14 protein-coding genes are annotated in these 16,400 nt (G+C 69.7%); 8 read left to right on the top strand and 6 right to left on the bottom strand.

Annotation, left to right across the window (positions count from 1 at the left end; genetic code table 11):
- Positions 1-77: 77 nt before the first annotated feature.
- Together DLJ59_RS19930 and DLJ59_RS19925 are read left to right on the top strand one after the other, a co-directional pair.
- Positions 78-725, top strand: a complete 648-nt coding sequence (locus DLJ59_RS19930; protein WP_425271442.1) for a M23 family metallopeptidase — start codon at positions 78-80, stop codon at positions 723-725.
- 71 nt (positions 726-796) lie between these two features.
- Positions 797-1,027 carry a DUF2188 domain-containing protein gene (locus DLJ59_RS19925; protein WP_124774149.1) on the top strand — a complete coding sequence of 77 codons (231 nt, stop codon included), beginning with the start codon at positions 797-799 and terminating at the stop codon, positions 1,025-1,027.
- A gap of 92 nt (positions 1,028-1,119) precedes the next feature.
- On the opposite strand, the gene DLJ59_RS19920 is transcribed toward DLJ59_RS19925, so the two are convergent.
- Together DLJ59_RS19920 and DLJ59_RS19915 are read right to left on the bottom strand one after the other, a co-directional pair.
- Positions 1,120-2,142, bottom strand: coding sequence for a DUF4331 family protein (locus DLJ59_RS19920; RefSeq protein ID WP_124774148.1), 1,023 nt, complete (start codon positions 2,140-2,142; stop codon positions 1,120-1,122).
- A 166-nt stretch (positions 2,143-2,308) separates the two neighbouring features.
- Entirely contained in the window at positions 2,309-3,565 is a 1,257-nt protein-coding gene (locus DLJ59_RS19915) for a glycoside hydrolase family 16 protein (protein WP_124774147.1), read from the bottom strand.
- Positions 3,566-3,943: 378 nt separating this feature from the next.
- Here DLJ59_RS19915 and DLJ59_RS19910 point away from each other — a divergent pair, with 378 nt between their 5' ends.
- Positions 3,944-4,342 (top strand): hypothetical protein, encoded by a 399-nt coding sequence (locus DLJ59_RS19910; RefSeq protein WP_124774146.1) that lies wholly within the window; start codon positions 3,944-3,946, stop codon positions 4,340-4,342.
- Between the two features lie 43 nt (positions 4,343-4,385).
- Here DLJ59_RS19910 and DLJ59_RS19905 read toward each other — a convergent pair whose 3' ends face one another.
- From DLJ59_RS19905 to DLJ59_RS19890, 4 genes are all read right to left on the bottom strand, one after another.
- On the bottom strand, positions 4,386-5,852 hold the full coding sequence (locus tag DLJ59_RS19905) for an aminotransferase class V-fold PLP-dependent enzyme (protein WP_124774145.1): 1,467 nt from the start codon (positions 5,850-5,852) through the stop codon (positions 4,386-4,388).
- Positions 5,842-7,527, bottom strand: coding sequence for an ABC transporter ATP-binding protein/permease (locus tag DLJ59_RS19900; protein ID WP_124774144.1), 1,686 nt, complete (start codon positions 7,525-7,527; stop codon positions 5,842-5,844). The genes DLJ59_RS19905 and DLJ59_RS19900 overlap by 11 nt, the downstream gene beginning before the upstream one ends.
- Before the next feature lie 134 nt (positions 7,528-7,661).
- A complete protein-coding gene (locus DLJ59_RS19895; RefSeq protein WP_158630877.1) occupies positions 7,662-8,495 on the bottom strand; it encodes an alpha/beta fold hydrolase in 834 nt (277 codons plus the stop codon).
- Positions 8,492-9,076: a TetR/AcrR family transcriptional regulator gene (locus DLJ59_RS19890; RefSeq protein ID WP_124774142.1), complete on the bottom strand. Its 585-nt coding sequence runs from the start codon at positions 9,074-9,076 to the stop codon at positions 8,492-8,494. The genes DLJ59_RS19895 and DLJ59_RS19890 overlap by 4 nt, the downstream gene beginning before the upstream one ends.
- 140 nt (positions 9,077-9,216) lie before the next feature.
- On the opposite strand from DLJ59_RS19890, the gene DLJ59_RS19885 reads away from it, so the two are divergent.
- From DLJ59_RS19885 to DLJ59_RS19865, 5 genes are all read left to right on the top strand, one after another.
- Complete coding sequence (locus DLJ59_RS19885; protein ID WP_124774141.1) at positions 9,217-10,395, top strand: glutathione-independent formaldehyde dehydrogenase; 1,179 nt, start codon at positions 9,217-9,219, stop codon at positions 10,393-10,395.
- 544 nt (positions 10,396-10,939) lie between these two features.
- Positions 10,940-12,487 (top strand): multiple monosaccharide ABC transporter ATP-binding protein, encoded by a 1,548-nt coding sequence (gene mmsA / locus DLJ59_RS19880; RefSeq protein WP_124774140.1) that lies wholly within the window; start codon positions 10,940-10,942, stop codon positions 12,485-12,487.
- Positions 12,484-13,782, top strand: a complete 1,299-nt coding sequence (gene mmsB / locus DLJ59_RS19875; RefSeq protein ID WP_124774139.1) for a multiple monosaccharide ABC transporter permease — start codon at positions 12,484-12,486, stop codon at positions 13,780-13,782. Before mmsA ends, mmsB begins: the two co-directional genes overlap by 4 nt.
- 51 nt (positions 13,783-13,833) lie before the next feature.
- Positions 13,834-14,937, top strand: coding sequence for a substrate-binding domain-containing protein (locus tag DLJ59_RS19870; RefSeq protein ID WP_124774138.1), 1,104 nt, complete (start codon positions 13,834-13,836; stop codon positions 14,935-14,937).
- 169 nt (positions 14,938-15,106) lie between these two features.
- Positions 15,107-16,354: an ROK family transcriptional regulator gene (locus tag DLJ59_RS19865; protein WP_244236136.1), complete on the top strand. Its 1,248-nt coding sequence runs from the start codon at positions 15,107-15,109 to the stop codon at positions 16,352-16,354.
- Positions 16,355-16,400 lie beyond the last annotated feature (46 nt).

The raw sequence follows: 16,400 nt of genomic DNA, 5'->3' as shown, positions 1-16,400 counted from the left end.
GTACCTCGTTCACGATGCGACTGCAATGTCACCGACCCGGCGTCGAGGCGTTGCCGGCGTCTGCCATGCTCGGGCCGGTGACGACCGGCCGCCCCGCCAGAGCCCGCACCCACCGCCGCCCGCGACGCCGTGCCATCCGTGTCCTCCTCGCACTCGTCGCGGTGGCAGCCGTGCTGGGCATCGCAGTTGTCGCGGTGCCGATGCTGCGACCGGCCGGGCCGCGTCCGCTCTTCCAGATGCCGGTGGCCTGTGGGGAGACGTGGCAGCTCAGCACCTATCCCGGCCACGACGACTACGACGTCGACTTCTTCCCGATCGAGGGCGAGGCGTGGGGGCGACCGGTGCTCGCCTCGTACGCCGGCACGGTCACGGTGGCGGGCATCAACGGATCGCTGGGCGGCCGCACACCGGAGAACCCGGACGGCCCACGGGGGCGCGGCGGCGGCTACTGGGTGAAGATCGACCACGGCGGCAAGTGGGAGACGCAGTACCTGCACATGCTCGAACCGCCACTGGTCACTGTCGGTCAGGAGGTCGCCCAGGGTGACCAGATCGGGCGGCTGGGCAGCACCGGCAACTCCGGCGCGCCGCACCTGCACTACGAGCAGCGCCGAGGCTGGGACAAGGTCGAGACGCACTTCGACGGCGAGCCGTCAGGCATCACCACCGACGAACGCGAACAGATCCTCCGGCGGGTGAGCAACAACTGCCCGGCCGTCTCCTGAGGACCCCGGTTTGCCCGGCGCGGCTGGGGGCACTGATTCGGGGACAGCGCAGACGCAGGGAGGAGCCGGCCATGGTCAAGGGTGACGTCGACACGTACCACGAGGACGGGCAGTGGAAGAACAAGCCGGAGGGCAACGAGCGGGCCAGCAGCACGCATGACGTGAAGGCCGACGCGCAGGCCCAGGGCCGCGAGATGGCGGCCGACCGCGGCGTCGAACACGTGGTCAAGAAGCAGGACGGCACGATCGGGGAGAAGAACACCTACCCCCGCGGCCGTGACCCCAGGGATATCGAGGGCTGACGTCTTCCAGCCTCAGCGGACCGACCTCCTCGGTGTGACCGAAGGGGCCGGTCCGCTTTCACCCGCTCCGCCGCGAGCCCTCGCGGCCACCTTCAGGCCGGGACCACGTACGGGAACGTGGCGGCACGCGCGGCCTTCGTGACCTCCGAGGTGAGACCGGACGTGGTGCCGGTGTTGAGCACCAGGGAGAACATCACCTCGGGAACGTTGTCGGCCAGGCCGCGTCCGTTGCGGACCGCGAAGCCGAAGTTCGCGGCCGTGCCGACCTTGTACGACAGCAGGTCGGGGTAGAGCTGCCGGGCGACGCTCCAGCCGTATGCCTGGGGGTCCGACGCGGTGCCGTTCGCCTTGACGACTCCGGCGACCGCGTTCGCGATCTCCTCGCCGCCTTCGGCGAGGTCGCTGCCGGGGTGCCGGAAGTTGGCCGGGTCGGAGAAGTCGGTGTCGTGGGGCCAGAAGATCGGCCACATCATGGGGTGGCCGGCGCGGTTGATCTGGCGCCACCCGCCCGCGTCGGTGGCCAGCATGGTGCGGCACCACACGCCGATCTCGGTGCCCTCGCGCAGCAGTGGCTCGTCATGGGAGACCTCAAGGACGATCGACTCGACGGTGGTGCCGGCGAAGGTGTTCTTGGCCTGGTCGGCTCGCCACGCTGAGCGGTCCACCCGCGAACCGTTCTTGACCGCGCCGTTGATGATGGCGAGCTCGTCGAGATCGATGAAGAAGGGGTCGGTGATCCGGCCGGCCCAGATCCGCACGTTGCCGCCGGCCGTCACCTCGCCGGTTCGCCCCTGGGCGACGGGGGTGCCCATCGCGGCGTCGTCGCGGGCGTCCGCGCCGGTGAGCTCGTACAACTGGAAGGTCTGCCGGGCGTCGCCGTCCGGCTCGCCGAAGGCGAACCGGTAGGTCAGGTCCTCCGCCTTGGCGCCGTTGATGTGAATCTTGATCTCGTAGCGCGCCTCGGCGTGGAAGCCGCGCTTGATGTCGGCCTTGGTCACCGAACTGTTGACGTCCATGACGAAGACCGTGGCGCGGTCACCGTTGAAGACGAAGAGGTCGTTGAGAAACAGCTGACCGCCCTGGGCCGCGAGGGGCGTATCGAGGTGGTGCGACATGGGCTCACTCCCGGAACTGCCAGATTATGGACTAATCTGAACATATAGGGCGCAAGCGGGGCTTCCCCCGCTCATCGAGCCAATCGCTCTGATGAGGTGAGCGGAGCGCACCGCGGTGGGCCGGCCGAGTCGTGCCCGGACGGCCCACCGCACTGGTGACCGGTCGTCAGATGCGAGACCACTTCTGGTTGGCGGCGCCGAGGCAGTCCCACAGGTGCAGCTTGCCGCCGTTGTTGGGGTTGGCCTCCCGCACGTCCACGCACTTGTTGGCGTTGAGGTTGACCAGGTCGCCGGCGGCGTTGAGGGTGAAGCGTTGGGCGGTGTTGCCGTTGCAACTGACCAGGTTGACCTCGGTGCCGTTGGCGGTGCCGGCCCAGGCCGGGTCCATGCACTTGCCCATCGCGCGGATGGTCCCGTCGGAGGCGAAGGTCCAGCTCTGGGCCGCAGTGGTGTTGCAGTCCCAGATCTGGAGCTTGGCGCCCTCCACCGGGTTGGCGCCGGGGATGTCGATGCAACGACCGCTCTGCGCGCCCCTGATCCGGCTGGTGCCGGGAGCCGGGTCGCCCCCGCCCGAGGTGTAGCTGGACACCCGGACGTAGTCGACGAGCATCTGCTGCGGGAACTGGGTCGAGCCGTCCGGGTAGCCGGGCCAGTTACCACCGACCGCCACGTTGAGGATCATGAAGAAGGGGTGGTCGAACACCCAGCGATTGCCGCCGAGTCGGGCGGGATCGACCCGGTGGTACTGCACGCCGTCGACGTACCACGTGATCACATTCGGCTCCCAGTCCACCCGGTAGGTGTGGAAGGTGTCGGCGAGCGGCGCGCCGAGGGTGCGGCTGCCGGTGATGCCGCCGCCGCCGGAGTAGCCGGGACCGTGCACCGTGCCGTAGACGGTGTTCGGCTCCCGGCCGATGTTCTCCATGACGTCGATCTCGCCGGCGTCGGGCCACCCGCCGCCGGTGCCGAGCATCCAGAAGGCCGGCCAGATGCCCTGACCGCGCGGGATCTTGATCCGGGCCTCGAATCGCCCGTACGTCTGAGTGAAGGTGGCTGCCGTCAGCAGTCGCGCCGAGGTGTACTCGCAGCGCCCGTAGTGGCACTGGTAGTTGGCGGGGTTGTCCCGGCGGGCGGTGATGACCAGGTTGCCCTGGCCGTCGTGGACGGCGTTGCTGGTGCTGTTCGTGTAGTACTGCCGCTCGTTGTTGCCCCAGCCGCCGCCGCCGATGTCGAACCGCCACTTGTTCTGGTCGACGGGGGTGCCGGCGGGCGAGTTGAACTCGTCCTGCCAGCTGATGCCGCCGATGGCGGCCTCGGCCCGGTCGGGGTAAGCCGGCAGGACGAGCGCGGTCGCGGTCGCGACGAGGGCGACAGCCAGGAGTACGAGAGGGCGGAAGCGGAGGCTGGGCCGGGCTGTGAACACGGGAGGCTCCTCAGCGTGGGGGTGGTGGAAGCGGTCTACCAGGATAGAGAGCGCTCTCTAGAGCGAAGCATGTCGATATCATGGCTTTCTGTCAAGAGTGTTTCCAATATCACGACCGTCCGTTACCACCCGATGCTGACCAGTGAGCGGCAGGGCGTCGGGCGGGGTCACCACAGCGAGACGGGTAGGTGCCTCCGAGATGGACGGCGCTGACCCATCGAAGGGACTCCGCGCGGTCCAGGGTTACTCGATAGCGGTCGAATCGACCCTTCCTATTGCCGTGAGGCGTCCAACCGGGACAGGATGACGAGGCGTGCCGGAAACTTTCCCGTTACCTGCGCGCTGCTGGTCTCTGTCACAAGGAAGTGGGAGTCAGTCATGAGCGAGGCGTCGACGGCGCTGGGTGTGCGCCTCTACCCGGATCTGGTCGAGCGGGGTGGCCTGGCCCCCGCGCTCATCGAAACCGCTGCCCGTCACGGGCTCGATGTCGGTCGGGTGACCGCGCCGGAGCAGGGGCGGGCCCGGTTCACCTGCGCCGAGCTGCACTCCGACGAGGGTGTGGTCTGCGTGGGGCTGGGATCACAGGCCCGATACTTCATGATTGACCTTCGGGTCGCGGGAGAGGTCCTCGCCTGCGGTGACGTCATGGACCTGGTGCAGGTCGCCCAGGTAGCCGCGGCCTGGCGGGCCGGCCTGACGACCGCCGAGCTGACCGCCCGGTTCCCGTTCATGGAGGAGATCAAGCACCGCCCGGCGCCGGTGGCCCAGGTCAGCTAGCCGGCGCGCTCGGGCGGGTCAGCCAGCTGGCCCGGCCGGCAGGTCAACAGCGCAGCCGAGGTGGCAGCGGTGACTCGGCACCCACCTCACGGTTGAGGTAGGTCGACTGGGCGAAGGCCAGGAAGCGTTCCGCGTCCGTCGCCGTGGAGGCCAGTCCGAACGAGACACGGACCGCGCCGCCCGTCGGCAGCCGTAGCGCCGTGAGGTACTGGTCGATCGAGTCGACCCTCGACACCGACCGCTGCCGCGTCGAGGCCCGGCTGACCCCGAACGCGCCCTCGCCCGCGCCCGGGTTGCAGAAACAGCCGGTACGCAGGGAGAAACCGGCAGCTGCCGCCTCCCGCGCCACGAGCCGTTCGTCGACCAGCGTGCCGTCCGGGTGCCGGAAGTTGAACGTCACAGTGCCACCGCGCCCCACCCCCGTCGTCGGCCCGTACACCTGGACCAGCGACCCGCCGGTGTCGTGGCGCAGGGTGGCCAGCCGGCCCAGCAGCCATTCGGTGAGCAGGCCGACCCGGGAGTGGACGAGGTCCACACCGATCGAGTCGAGCCAGCGCAACCCGAACTCCACGTCCGGGATGCTCAGGAAGTTGAGGGTGCCGTCCTCGAACGCAGACTCGTCGTCCATCGGCCGGTGCCAGTCGCCCTGCACGCTCACCGCCCGGATCGTGCCGCCGGCGAACCACGGCCGGCGTAACCGGGCCAGCGCCGAACGGCGGGCCAGCAGCGCACCGATCCCGGTGGGGTAACCGAAGAGCTTGTACCAGCTCAGGCACACGAAGTCCGGCCGCACGACGCTGAGGTCCAGCCGGTTCGTCGGCGCGAAGGCGGCAGCGTCGAGCAGCACGTCGTAGCCCCGCTGGTGGGCCAGCTCCACCCAGCTCAGCGGGTGCTGTACGCCGGAGAAGTTGCTCTGCGCCGGATAGGCGAACAGCCCACGACGACCGGGCCGACCCCACCGACCGGCCAGGCCACCCCGGCCGGCGTCGAGCGCCGCGACCACGTCCGACTCGGCGACCCGCAGCTCCGGCCCGTTCAGCGGCACGTAGCGGACCGACCCGCGTGCCGACCGGGCGTACTCGCGGATGCCGTTTACCGAGTTGTGGTTGTCCCAGGTCAGCACCAGCGGCGCGGCCCGGCCGAAGTCGTACGCCTCGCCGACCAGCCGGCAGGCGCCGCTGGCGTTCGGGGTGAAGACGACCGCGTACTCGGCCGGGTCCGCGCGGAAGAAGTCGAGCACCGTGCGGCGTGCCGACTCCACCAGCGAGCCCGCCGCCACACTCGTGGGGTTCTCCGAGTGCGGGTTGCTGTACAGGCCGGCGAGCAGCCGATCGTGATGGGCGCGGACCTGGGCCTGGGCCGCCACCCCGGCCCCGGCGTAGTCGAGGTACACCTGCCCGTCGGCGTCCAGGTGTCGGTACTCGGCGGCGCGCAGCTCGTCGATCCGCCCGGTGGCGGCGTAACCCGGCAGCGCCGTGGGGGAGGTGTGCGGGATCGGCTCAGGACGCACGACGAAGATCCCGTCGGACCAGGACCGCCCAGGCCGCGCCCAGGAAGAGCAGCACGAAACCGCCGAGCACCAGCCAGTCGACCCACACCGGTCGGGAGAAGCTGTCGCCGTACGTGGCCAGCAGCGGCGGGCCGAGCGGGGAGCCACCGTCGCGCCAGAGTCGCTCCACCCCGGCGGTGTGCCCCAAGCCCTCGAACGCCCACCGGTTCGACATCGCGTAGCTGAGCCACTGACCGCCGACCGCCATGGCCGGCACCGGCAGGATCGCGCCGACGAACAGCACCTGTGGGAAGCACAGCATCGGCAGCATGAGCGTGGCCTGAGCCGCGTCGGACACGGCCGCCGAGCAGAGCAGGCCGAGGGCGAGCGCCGCCGCCGAGGAGAGCAGCAGGGTCGCGTACAGGGCGGCGAAGTCGGTGCCGCCGACCGGCGGGAGCCGGTCCATGCCACGCAGCACCCCGAGCAGGGCGAGGTCCACCAGGGCCAGCAGCGGCAGCAGCACCGTGACCTTCGCCAACAGGTACGGGGCCAGCCGGACCCCGGCCAGCCGCTCCCGGCGCAGGATCGGCAGCTCGGTGCAGATCTGGAGGAGCCCGTAGGTCAGCCCGAAGAAGAAGCCGCCGAACGCGATCCAGAACAGGATCATCACGGTCACCGTCGGGCTGGGTCTGCTCGGCTCGAACGCCCCCGGACGGAACAGCAGCGCGAACATGCCGAGCACCATCAGCGGCGAGCCGAGCAGGATCGCCAGAGTCAGCCGGTTGCGGACGACGATCTCCGCGTTGCGCGCGGTGAGGACCGCCCACTGGCGCAGCCGGCCGACGCGCCGGGGCGGCGTCGCGGCGACGTCAGCATCGTCGGTGCTCAAGGGCGGCTGTTCGGCGTCGCGCTGCTCGGCGAAGCGATCGGGCCACTCGGCGGGTCGCGTCGCCTCGTCGAGTCGCAGGTGCACCTCGACGAGGGAGCGCAGGCCGAAGAACTCCCGGGCGGCGGCCGGGGTGCCGGTGAATGCCAGGCGGCCCTGACGGGTCAGCACGACGACCCGGTCGCAATGGTCCACATCGGTGACCTGGTGGGTGGTCAGCACGATGGTGGCTCCCGTGTCGGCGAGCGCGCGGAGCACCCGGAGCAACTCCACGGCGATCGCCGGGTCCAACCCGGAGGTGGGTTCGTCCAGGAGGAACACGCCGGGTCGGGTGAGCAGCTCGACGGCGATGCTGGCGCGCTTGCGTTCACCGCCGCTGAGCAGGCCGACCGGCGTGGCGGCCCGGTCGGTGAGTCGCAGCTCGGCGAGCACCTCCGCGACCCGGTCACCGATCTCGTCCGGCCCGGTGGCGCTGGGGAGGCGCAGTCGGGCGGCGTAGCGCAGGGTGCGGGCCAGGGGCAGCTCGCGGTGGATGATGTCGTCCTGCGGAACCACCCCGATGGTGCCGGCCGCGGCGGTGCCGTCGTACGTCACGGTGCCCGCCGTCGGTTGCTGTACGCCGGCGAGGATCTCCAACAGGGTGGTCTTACCGGCGCCGCTGGCACCGACGATCGCGACCACCTCGCCCGGCGCGATGCTCAGGGAGATGTCGGCCAGGATCTGGCGGCCGCTCCGGACGCTCTGGCCCAGCCCCCGAGCGGCGATGCCGACACCGGCGCGCGGGGGAGACGTGGTCTGCTCGGTGGTCATGTCGAGGCTCGATCCGGTCGGGGAGTGGTCCGCCTGAATATCGTGCCTTATCGATGCTACTGAGCGACCGCGCAGTGGCGGTCACCGACTCGCGCGCCGGTGGAATACCCGCCGCCGGCGGACGGCGTCCCGGATCAGACCGGCGGAGCCTCGGCGAAGAACTGCCGCAGCGCGTCGGCGACCAGGGTGGGTGCCGTCATGGTCACGAAGTGCGACTGACCTGGCCAGACCACATAGCGGGCCGTCGGGATCGTCGTCGCGAGGGTGTTCATCGTGGTGGGCATCGGCTCCCAGGTGTCCGCGCCGGCCAGCAGGAGAGTCGGTACGGCGATCGAGGACCATCGGCTGATGTCAGTGCTGTCCTGCGCGAGAGCCTCCAGATCGTGCAGCCAGCCGACCGCCGAGCGGCGCGCCTCGACCGGGTCGGGCACCCGATCGCCCGCGCTGGCGGCGATCGCGGCGACGATCTCGGCCGGAACCCGCGTCACGGCGTTGAGGGCCGCGGCCATCGCGGCGGCGTCGTCGCGCTCGAAGGCGCCACGGTACCGGTCGAGCAGCGGCGCGATCTCCGCCCCGGCCGCGAAGAGCGGCGGCTCGAAGACGGCCAGGGAGCGTACGTCGCGCGGATCAGTCGCGGCGGTGTGCAGCGCCAGTGTCGCTCCGTAGGACGCGCCGGCGAGATGGACCGGCCGGCCCGAGGGTTGGCGGGCCGCCTCGATGACGGCGGTCAGATCGGCGGTCTCGTCCCGGAAGGACTTGGTGCCGGCCGGGACGTCGCTGGGACCGTATCCGCGTCGGGCCGGCAGCCACACCTCGTGGTCGTTGGCGAGGTGCTCCGCGACGGCGGCCCAGGAGTGCAGCCCGCCACCCGATCCGTGCACCAGGACGACGGGGTCTCCGGCGCCCAGGCGCCGCACCACCAGGCGGGTTCCGTCGGCCGACTCGACCGACTGATCGTGGCTGTTCACTGCTGCTCCCGGGTCTCGGTTGGCCAGTTGCTCAACGTGGTGTGCACCGCGTCGAGGAGCGCCTGCCACGACGCGTCGACGGCGCGGGGATGCCCGAAACCGTCGACCGCTTCGAGGCTTGCGAAGCCGTGGAAGGTGCTGCGGACGAACCGCAGCGCGTCGGTCAGAGCCGGTTCGTCGAGCCCGTACCCGCGCAGCATCGCGTAGCTCAGCTCGATCAGGCGGAGGTGCCCCGCGGACCGTGTGCCGACCTCGGGCGGCAGCTGGAGCTGGGTCGCCGCGTACTGCCCCGGGTGTGTGACGGCGAAGGCGCGCCAGGCGTCGCCGAACCCGACCAGGGCCTGGTGCCCGGCCCGCCCGGCCACCGCGATGGCGAGCGCGTCGGCGAAGGTGGCCGCCGCCCGGACCGCGACGTGCTCGATCAACGCGTCGCGGCTGCGGACGTGCCCGTACAGGGCGGCGTCCGAGACCCCGAAGTGCCGCGCGACGGCCGCGACGGTCAGCCGGGACAGGCCGACCGCGTCCGCCAGCTCGGCCGCGGCGGCCGAGACGCGCTCGCTGGTCAACCCCTGCCGTGGCATACCGATCCTTTGCTTCACTAAGCAGAAACTTAGGAACCCTAAGATAGCACCGCCGGGCCCGGCCCTGGGCCGGGCCGGCATGAAGGGCCCAGCCGGGGGAAGGCGGCCGGGTCTGCCCACCGCCGAACAGGAGAGCCGGGATGAGAGCCGTCGTGTACGCGGACGTCCGGACGGTGGCGGTGCGGGAGGTGCCCGACGCGACACTGGAGGCGGAGACCGATGCGCTCGTGCGGATCACCTCCACCGCGCTGTGCGGCACCGACCTGCACATGTACGACGGACGAACCAGCGCCGAACCGGGCCTGGTGCTCGGTCACGAACCGTTGGGTGTGGTGCAGGAGGTGGGCGCCGCGGTGCAGAGCGTCCGGCCGGGCACGCGGGTGGTGATCCCCACCCACCTGTTCTGCGGAACGTGTGTGATGTGCGCTCGCGGGCTCTCCGCGGCCTGTCTACGGGCCCGGGTCGAGGGGCCGGGCGCGGCGTACGGGTACGCGGGGATGGGTCCGTACCGGGGTGCGCAGGCCGACCTGCTGCGCGTGCCCTGGGCCGATGCCAACTGCGTACCCCTGCCGGGCGAGCCGGGGGACGGGTACGAGGACGACTTCGTGCTGCTCGCCGACGCGTTCGTCACCGGGTGGCACGCCGCGGCCACCCTCGCCGAGGTCGAGCCCGGTGACACCGTGGCGGTGTTCGGGGCCGGCACCATCGGTCTGCTCAGCGCCTACTCGGCGCTGCTCCGAGGTGCCCGGGTGGTGTATTCCGTCGACGGTGTCGACGCCCGGCTCGACAAGGCCGGCGAGATCGGCGCGGTGCCGATCGACTTCCGTCGGGGCGACCCGGTCGAGCAGATCCGCGCCGACCGGTCCCGGAGCGGGCTGCCGCCCGGCGAGGAGAAACTGGGCGGGGTCGACAAGGTCATCGACGCGGTGGGGTTCCAGGCCCGCGACCGGGAGCACCCGGACCAGGAGCGTCCGGGTCAGGTCATCGCCGATGCGGCCCGGCTGGTCAACGCCACCGGCGCGATAGCGGTCGCCGGTGTCTTCCCGGACCGGGATCCGCACCCCGGCCCCGGCGCGGACGGCCACGAGAACCTGGTCGTGCCCTGGGGTGCGCTGTTCAGTAAGGGGGTGGCGGTCCGCTTCGGTCGCACCCACGACCGCCGCTACACCGCGATGCTGCGCGATCTGGTCGTCGCGGGCCGAGCGCGACCCAGCATGATCGTCACCCATCACGGCACCCTCGCCGACGCCCCCGAGCTGTATCGCCATTTCGACCGGCGGGAGCACGGCGTGATCAAGGCGGTGCTGCACCCGTCCTGAGCGACGGGCACCGAAGACGCGGTAGCGGCGAACGCCCCCGATTCGCCCTTAAGGGACGTCAGGCGCACCTTCCCCTCCTGGTCGTGGGCCCGACGAGACGATTGCCGTCGATCGAGGCCGTGTGTGGAGGCGTGGGTCACAGCGTTGACCCGAGGGCGTTGGCCGTCGTCGGGGGCGATGTCGGCGTCGCGGTCCAATCAAGATCATTCGATCGTAACGAGTTTGCCGCCCAGTGCGCCCTGCTCCGGTTGGTCGCGGATCGTGCCTGGTGGCAGGCTTGTCGAGGAGGACCGGAGTCGATCACGGCGTTGCTCGGCATTTGACAACGTTGCCATCCGCAGTCCAAGGTGCCTCACGGGGCCAGTGAGGTGGCTGTGACGGGCGAATACTGCGTTACGTCTATATTGCCGGATTGTTACTTTTTCAACAGTCTCTCGCCTTGCGGATGGCCCTCCGGCCGCAATACGTTGCCGTCAACAACAAAACCAAGTGAAGGTTCAACCTTCCGGAGGCAACCGATGACGTTGGCGAGGTGGTACGAGCGATGAGCAACGTGCCGACCCTCCTTGAGATGCGCTCTATCACCAAGGAGTTCCCCGGAGTCAAGGCCCTCTCCGACGTCAACCTGGTGGTGCGCGCCGGAGAGATCCATGCCATCTGCGGCGAGAACGGTGCGGGCAAGTCCACGCTGATGAAGGTCCTCAGCGGGGTCTACCCGTACGGAAGCTACGACGGCCAGATCGTCTACCAGGGGTCGGAGAGCAAGTTCTCCGACATCCGGGCCAGCGAGAACGCCGGCATCGTGATCATCCACCAGGAGCTCGCGCTCATCCCCGGCATGTCGATCGCCGAGAACATCTTCCTCGGCAACGAACCGCGCAAGCGGGGCGCGATCGACTGGAAGGCCGCGAACCGGATGGCGCTGGACCTGATGGCCCGGGTCGGCCTGCAAGAGGACCCGGACACCCTGATCAAGGACATCGGTGTCGGCAAGCAGCAGCTCGTGGAGATCGCCAAGGCGTTCGCCAAGGACGTGAAGCTGCTCATCCTGGACGAGCCGACGGCTGCGCTCAACGAGGCGGACTCCCGGCACCTGCTGGACCTGCTGCGCGGCTTCCGTTCCCGCGGCATCACCTCGATCATGATCTCGCACAAGCTGAACGAGATCGAGGCGATCGCCGACCAGATCACCATCCTGCGCGACGGCCGGACCGTGGAGACCCTCGACGTCAAGGCGGACGGGGTCGACGAGGACCGGATCGTGCGGGGCATGGTCGGCCGTGAGCTGAGCAGCCGGTTCCCGGACCACACCCCGAAGATCGGTGACGTCTTCTTCGAGGTCCGCGACTGGAACGTCCGGCACCCGATCTCCGCCGACCGGCAGGTCTGCAAGAACGAGAGCTTCGTGGTGCGCCGCGGCGAGATCGTCGGCTTCGCCGGCCTGATGGGCGCGGGCCGCACCGAACTCGCGATGAGTGTCTTCGGCCGCTCCTACGGGGTGTACGAGTCGGGCACGATCATCAAGGACGGCAAGGAGATCGTCCTCAAGTCGGTCGCCGACGCGATCGACAACGGGCTCGCGTACGTCAGCGAGGACCGCAAGGCGATCGGCCTTAACCTGCTCGACGACATCAAGTCGTCGACGGTGGCCGCCAAGCTGTCCAAGATCTCGCACCACGGCGTGCTGAGCGAGGTCGAGGAGTACCAGGCGGCCGAGGCGTACCGCAAGGAGTTGCGGACCAAGGCCCCGTCGGTCGACGTGGGTGTCTCGAAGCTCTCCGGCGGCAACCAGCAGAAGGTCGTCCTGGCGAAGTGGATGTTCACCGACCCGGACCTGCTGATCCTCGACGAGCCGACGCGCGGCATCGACGTGGGTGCCAAGTATGAGATCTACGGCATCATCCAGCGGCTCGCCGACGAGGGGAAGGGCGTCGTCGTCATCTCCTCGGAGCTGCCTGAGCTGATCGGGCTCTGCGACCGCATCTACACCGTGTTCGAGGGCGCCATCACGGGCGAGATCGCTCGGGCGGACGCCACCCCGGAAAACCTCATGAAGCAGATGACCTCGACGAAGAAGTTGGCCACCCGATGAGCCGTATCAAGGACCTTCAGAAGAACCTGTTTGGAGGTACGACCTCCAACGCTCGCCAGTTCGGGATGATCTTCACCCTGGTGGCGATCGTCCTGATCTTCCAGATCTGGACCGATGGGCTGACGCTGCGGTCGGACAACCTGATCGCGCTGTTCCAACAGAACTCGTACATCCTGATTCTGGCCATCGGCATGCTCATGGTGATCGTCGCCGGGCACATCGACCTGTCGGTCGGCTCGATCGCGGCCTTCACCGGCATCCTGGTCGCCAAGTCGATGACCGAATGGGATCTGCCCTGGCCCGCCGCCATCGTGTTCGGCCTCGCCATCGGCGCGGTGATCGGCGCCTGGCAGGGCTTCTGGGTGGCGTATGTCGGGGTGCCGGCGTTCATCGTCACCCTGGCCGGCATGCTGCTGTTCCGCGGTGGCAACCAGTTCATCGGCAACGCGCAGAGCATCCCGGTGCCGGAGGGCTTCCGGGAGATCGGCTCCGGCTTCCTGCCCGAGTTCGGTCCGAACACCGGCTACAACAACGCCACGCTGCTGCTCGGCCTGGCCGCGGCGGCGGCCGTGGTGTGGCGCGAGATCCGGACCCGCAACACCCGTCGGGCAATGGACGCCGATCCGGCGCCGATGTGGGTCTCGATCCTGCGGATGGCCATCATGGTCGGGGTCATCGCCTTCGCCTCGCTGCGCTTCGCCAGCGGTCGCGTCGGCACGAGCTTCCCGATCTCCGGCATCATCCTGCTGCTGCTGGTCATCGCGTACTCCTTCTACACCCGTAACACCGCCGGTGGCCGGCACATCTACGCGGTGGGCGGCAACTCCCGGGCGGCCGAGCTGTCCGGCGTGAAGCTCAAGCGGGTCAACTTCTTCGTCATGATGAACATGTCCGTCCTGGCCGCGCTGGCCGGCATGATCTTCGTGGCCCGTTCGGCGGCCTCCGGACCGCAGGACGGCAACGGTTGGGAGTTGGACGCCATCGCCGCGGTCTTCATCGGTGGCGCGGCCGTCGCCGGCGGTATCGGCACCATCAGCGGCTCGATCGTCGGTGGTCTCGTCATGGCCGTGCTCAACAACGGCCTCCAGCTCCAGGGCGTGGGCACCGACAAGGTCCAGATCATCAAGGGCCTGGTCCTGCTGCTGGCCGTCGCGATCGACGTCTACAACAAGAGCCAGGGGCGCTTCTCCATCATCGGGAGCCTGATGCGGCCGTTCCGTCGCGAGGACTCCGCCCCACCCGCCTCACCGCCGGACGCGGAGCGCAAGCCCGCCAAGGCAGCGGTGTCCGGCTGACGGCCACCGACCTCACCACCCGTCTCACATCAAGAAAGGCAAGTCCTCACCATGCGTAAATTCTTCGGCACGTCGGTGGTGGCCATCAGCGCCGCCGCCATGCTTGCCCTCGCCGGCTGCGGCTCTGGCCGCGACGGTGACAGCGGCTCCAGCGGCGAGGCCGCCAAGGGCTTCCCGGCCAACTCCCTGATCGGTGTGGCCCTCCCGGCCAAGACCTCCGAGAACTGGGTTCTCGCCGGTGACCTGTTCACCAACGGCCTCAAGGAAGCCGGCTTCGAGGGCAACGTGCAGTACGCCGGCGCGTCGACCACTGTCGCCGACCAGCAGGCGCAGATCACCTCCATGGTGACCAAGGGCGCCAAGGTCATCGTCATCGGCGCGACCGACGCCGCCCAGCTGTCGACCCAGGTCGCCGCGGCCCACGCCGCCGGTGTGAAGGTCATCGCCTACGACCGGCTGATCACCAACACGCCGGACCTCGACTACTACGTCGCGTTCGACAACTTCAAGGTCGGCCAGCTCCAGGGCCAGGCCCTGCTCGAGGGCATGAAGGCCAAGAAGCCGAACGGCCCGTACAACATCGAGCTGTTCTCCGGCTCGCCGGACGACAACAACGCCGGTGTCTTCTTCAACGGCGCGATGGACGTGCTCAAGCCGGAGATCGACAAGGGCAACGTCGTCGTCGCCTCGGGTCAGAAGGAGGTCAAGCAGACCGCCATCCAGGGCTGGAAGGCCGAGGGTGCGCAGGCCCGCATGGACCAGCTGCTGACCTCGACCTACGGCAACAAGGAGCTGGACGGCGTCCTCTCCCCGAACGACACGCTGGCCCGCGCCATCCTGACCTCGGTCAAGGGTGCCGGCAAGCCGACCCCGATCGTCACCGGTCAGGACTCCGAGGTCGAGTCGGTCAAGTCGATCGTCAAGGGCGAGCAGTACATGACGATCAACAAGGACACCCGCAACCTGGTGAAGGAGACCATCAACATGGTCAAGGCTCTCCAGGCCGGCGACAAGCCGCAGGTGAACGACACCACCTCCTACAACAACGGCAGCAAGGTCGTCGACACGTACCTGCTCCCGCCGGTCGCCGTCACCAAGGCGAACGCGGCTGAGGCGTACGCCAACGACCCGAAGCTCGCTCCGCTCACCAAGTAATCACCGCACGGTAGGTAGTAACGACGATGGGTCCCGGGTCTCCTCTACCGGGACCCATCGTCGTCCCTGCACCCCCGCACCAACCGGCATCGACCCGGAAGGAGGTCTGACCGTGGCGGCACCAGTACGGTCCAGACCAGCCGGCGTCGGCCGCAACGCCGAATCCCCGCTGCCGTCGGTTCCCGGCGCCAGCCAGGAGGAGATCCGGCGGCAGAACCTCGGTGCTGTGCTGCGCTACGTCCACCTGCACGGACCGACGTCCCGCGCCGAGCTGACCAGCCGGCTCGGCCTCAACCGAAGCACCATCGGCGCCCTCGCCGCCGACCTGGTCACCAGCGGTCTGGTCACCGAGGAGGCGCCGACCACCACCCGGCGCGCCGGCCGCCCCTCACTGGTGGTCAGTCCCCGCTCCGAGCGGGTCTACGCGCATGCGTTGAGCATCGACGCGGACCGGTTGCGCGCCGCCCGGGTCGGCCTGGGCGGGCAGATCCTCGACCTGCGGGAGATCCCTCGACCCAGCGGCATGTCCGCGATCGAAGCCGTCGGGCCCCTCGCCGACCTGGTCCGTGACATGGAACGTTCCGTGGCCGGCGACGCGCTGCTGGTCGGCGGCGCCGCCGCGGTCGCCGACACCACCCGCGACCCGGACGGCAGGATCCGGATCGCCAGCATCGACGAGACGCTCGGCGCCACGCTGGAGGCGGAGTTCAGCGCCGGCCCCGGTTTCGTGGCCGGGGACCTGGCCGACATCGCCGGCCTGGCCGAGCACGTCCGGGGCGTCGCGGTCGGCATCGACGACGTCATCTACCTGCACGGCGACCTGGGCATCAGCGCCGGCATCATCGTCGGTGGTCGACTGGTGATCGGCCACCGGGGCCACAGCGGCAAGGTCGGCCACATGGTGGTCAACCCCAACGGCCTGCCCTGCGGCTGCGGTTCACGCGGCTGCTGGGAGACCGAGATCTCCGAGGCCGCGCTGCTGCGGCACGCGGGCCGTGACCCGAGCGACCGGGCGGCGGTGGCCGAGGTGCTGCGCGCGTCCGCGGACGGCGACCCGACCGCCCGCGCGGCGGTCGAGCAGGTGGCGGACTGGCTCGGCTTCGGCGTGGCGAACCTGGTCAACGTGGTCAACCCGGACGCCGTGGTGTTCGGCGGCTCGCTGCGCGACATTTTCACCGCCGGGGCGGACGTGGTCCGGGCCCGGCTGGACACCATGCCACTGCCGGCCTCCCGCGAGCACCTGCGGTTGCGCGCGGCGGCACTCGGCCGCGACGCGGTCCTGATCGGTGCCGCCGAGCTGGCGTTCGACAAACTCCTGGCCGATCCGCTGAACGTCGGCGTCGCGGGCCAGGTCGGGCCCACCGCCTCGGCACAGCCGTCGCCGTCGGCAGTTCCATGCCCGTCCCGAGACCACTGATGTAGCTCTGGCCGTCGGTGGTGAGCGGCCCGCTCCCTGTCGGTGG

Origin of the sequence: Micromonospora inaquosa, assembly GCF_003857055.1 — a bacterium.
Lineage (GTDB): Bacteria > Actinomycetota > Actinomycetes > Mycobacteriales > Micromonosporaceae > Micromonospora > Micromonospora inaquosa.
Note: the sequence above shows the minus strand (reverse complement) of the source record. Positions and strands in the feature narration are given on the sequence as shown.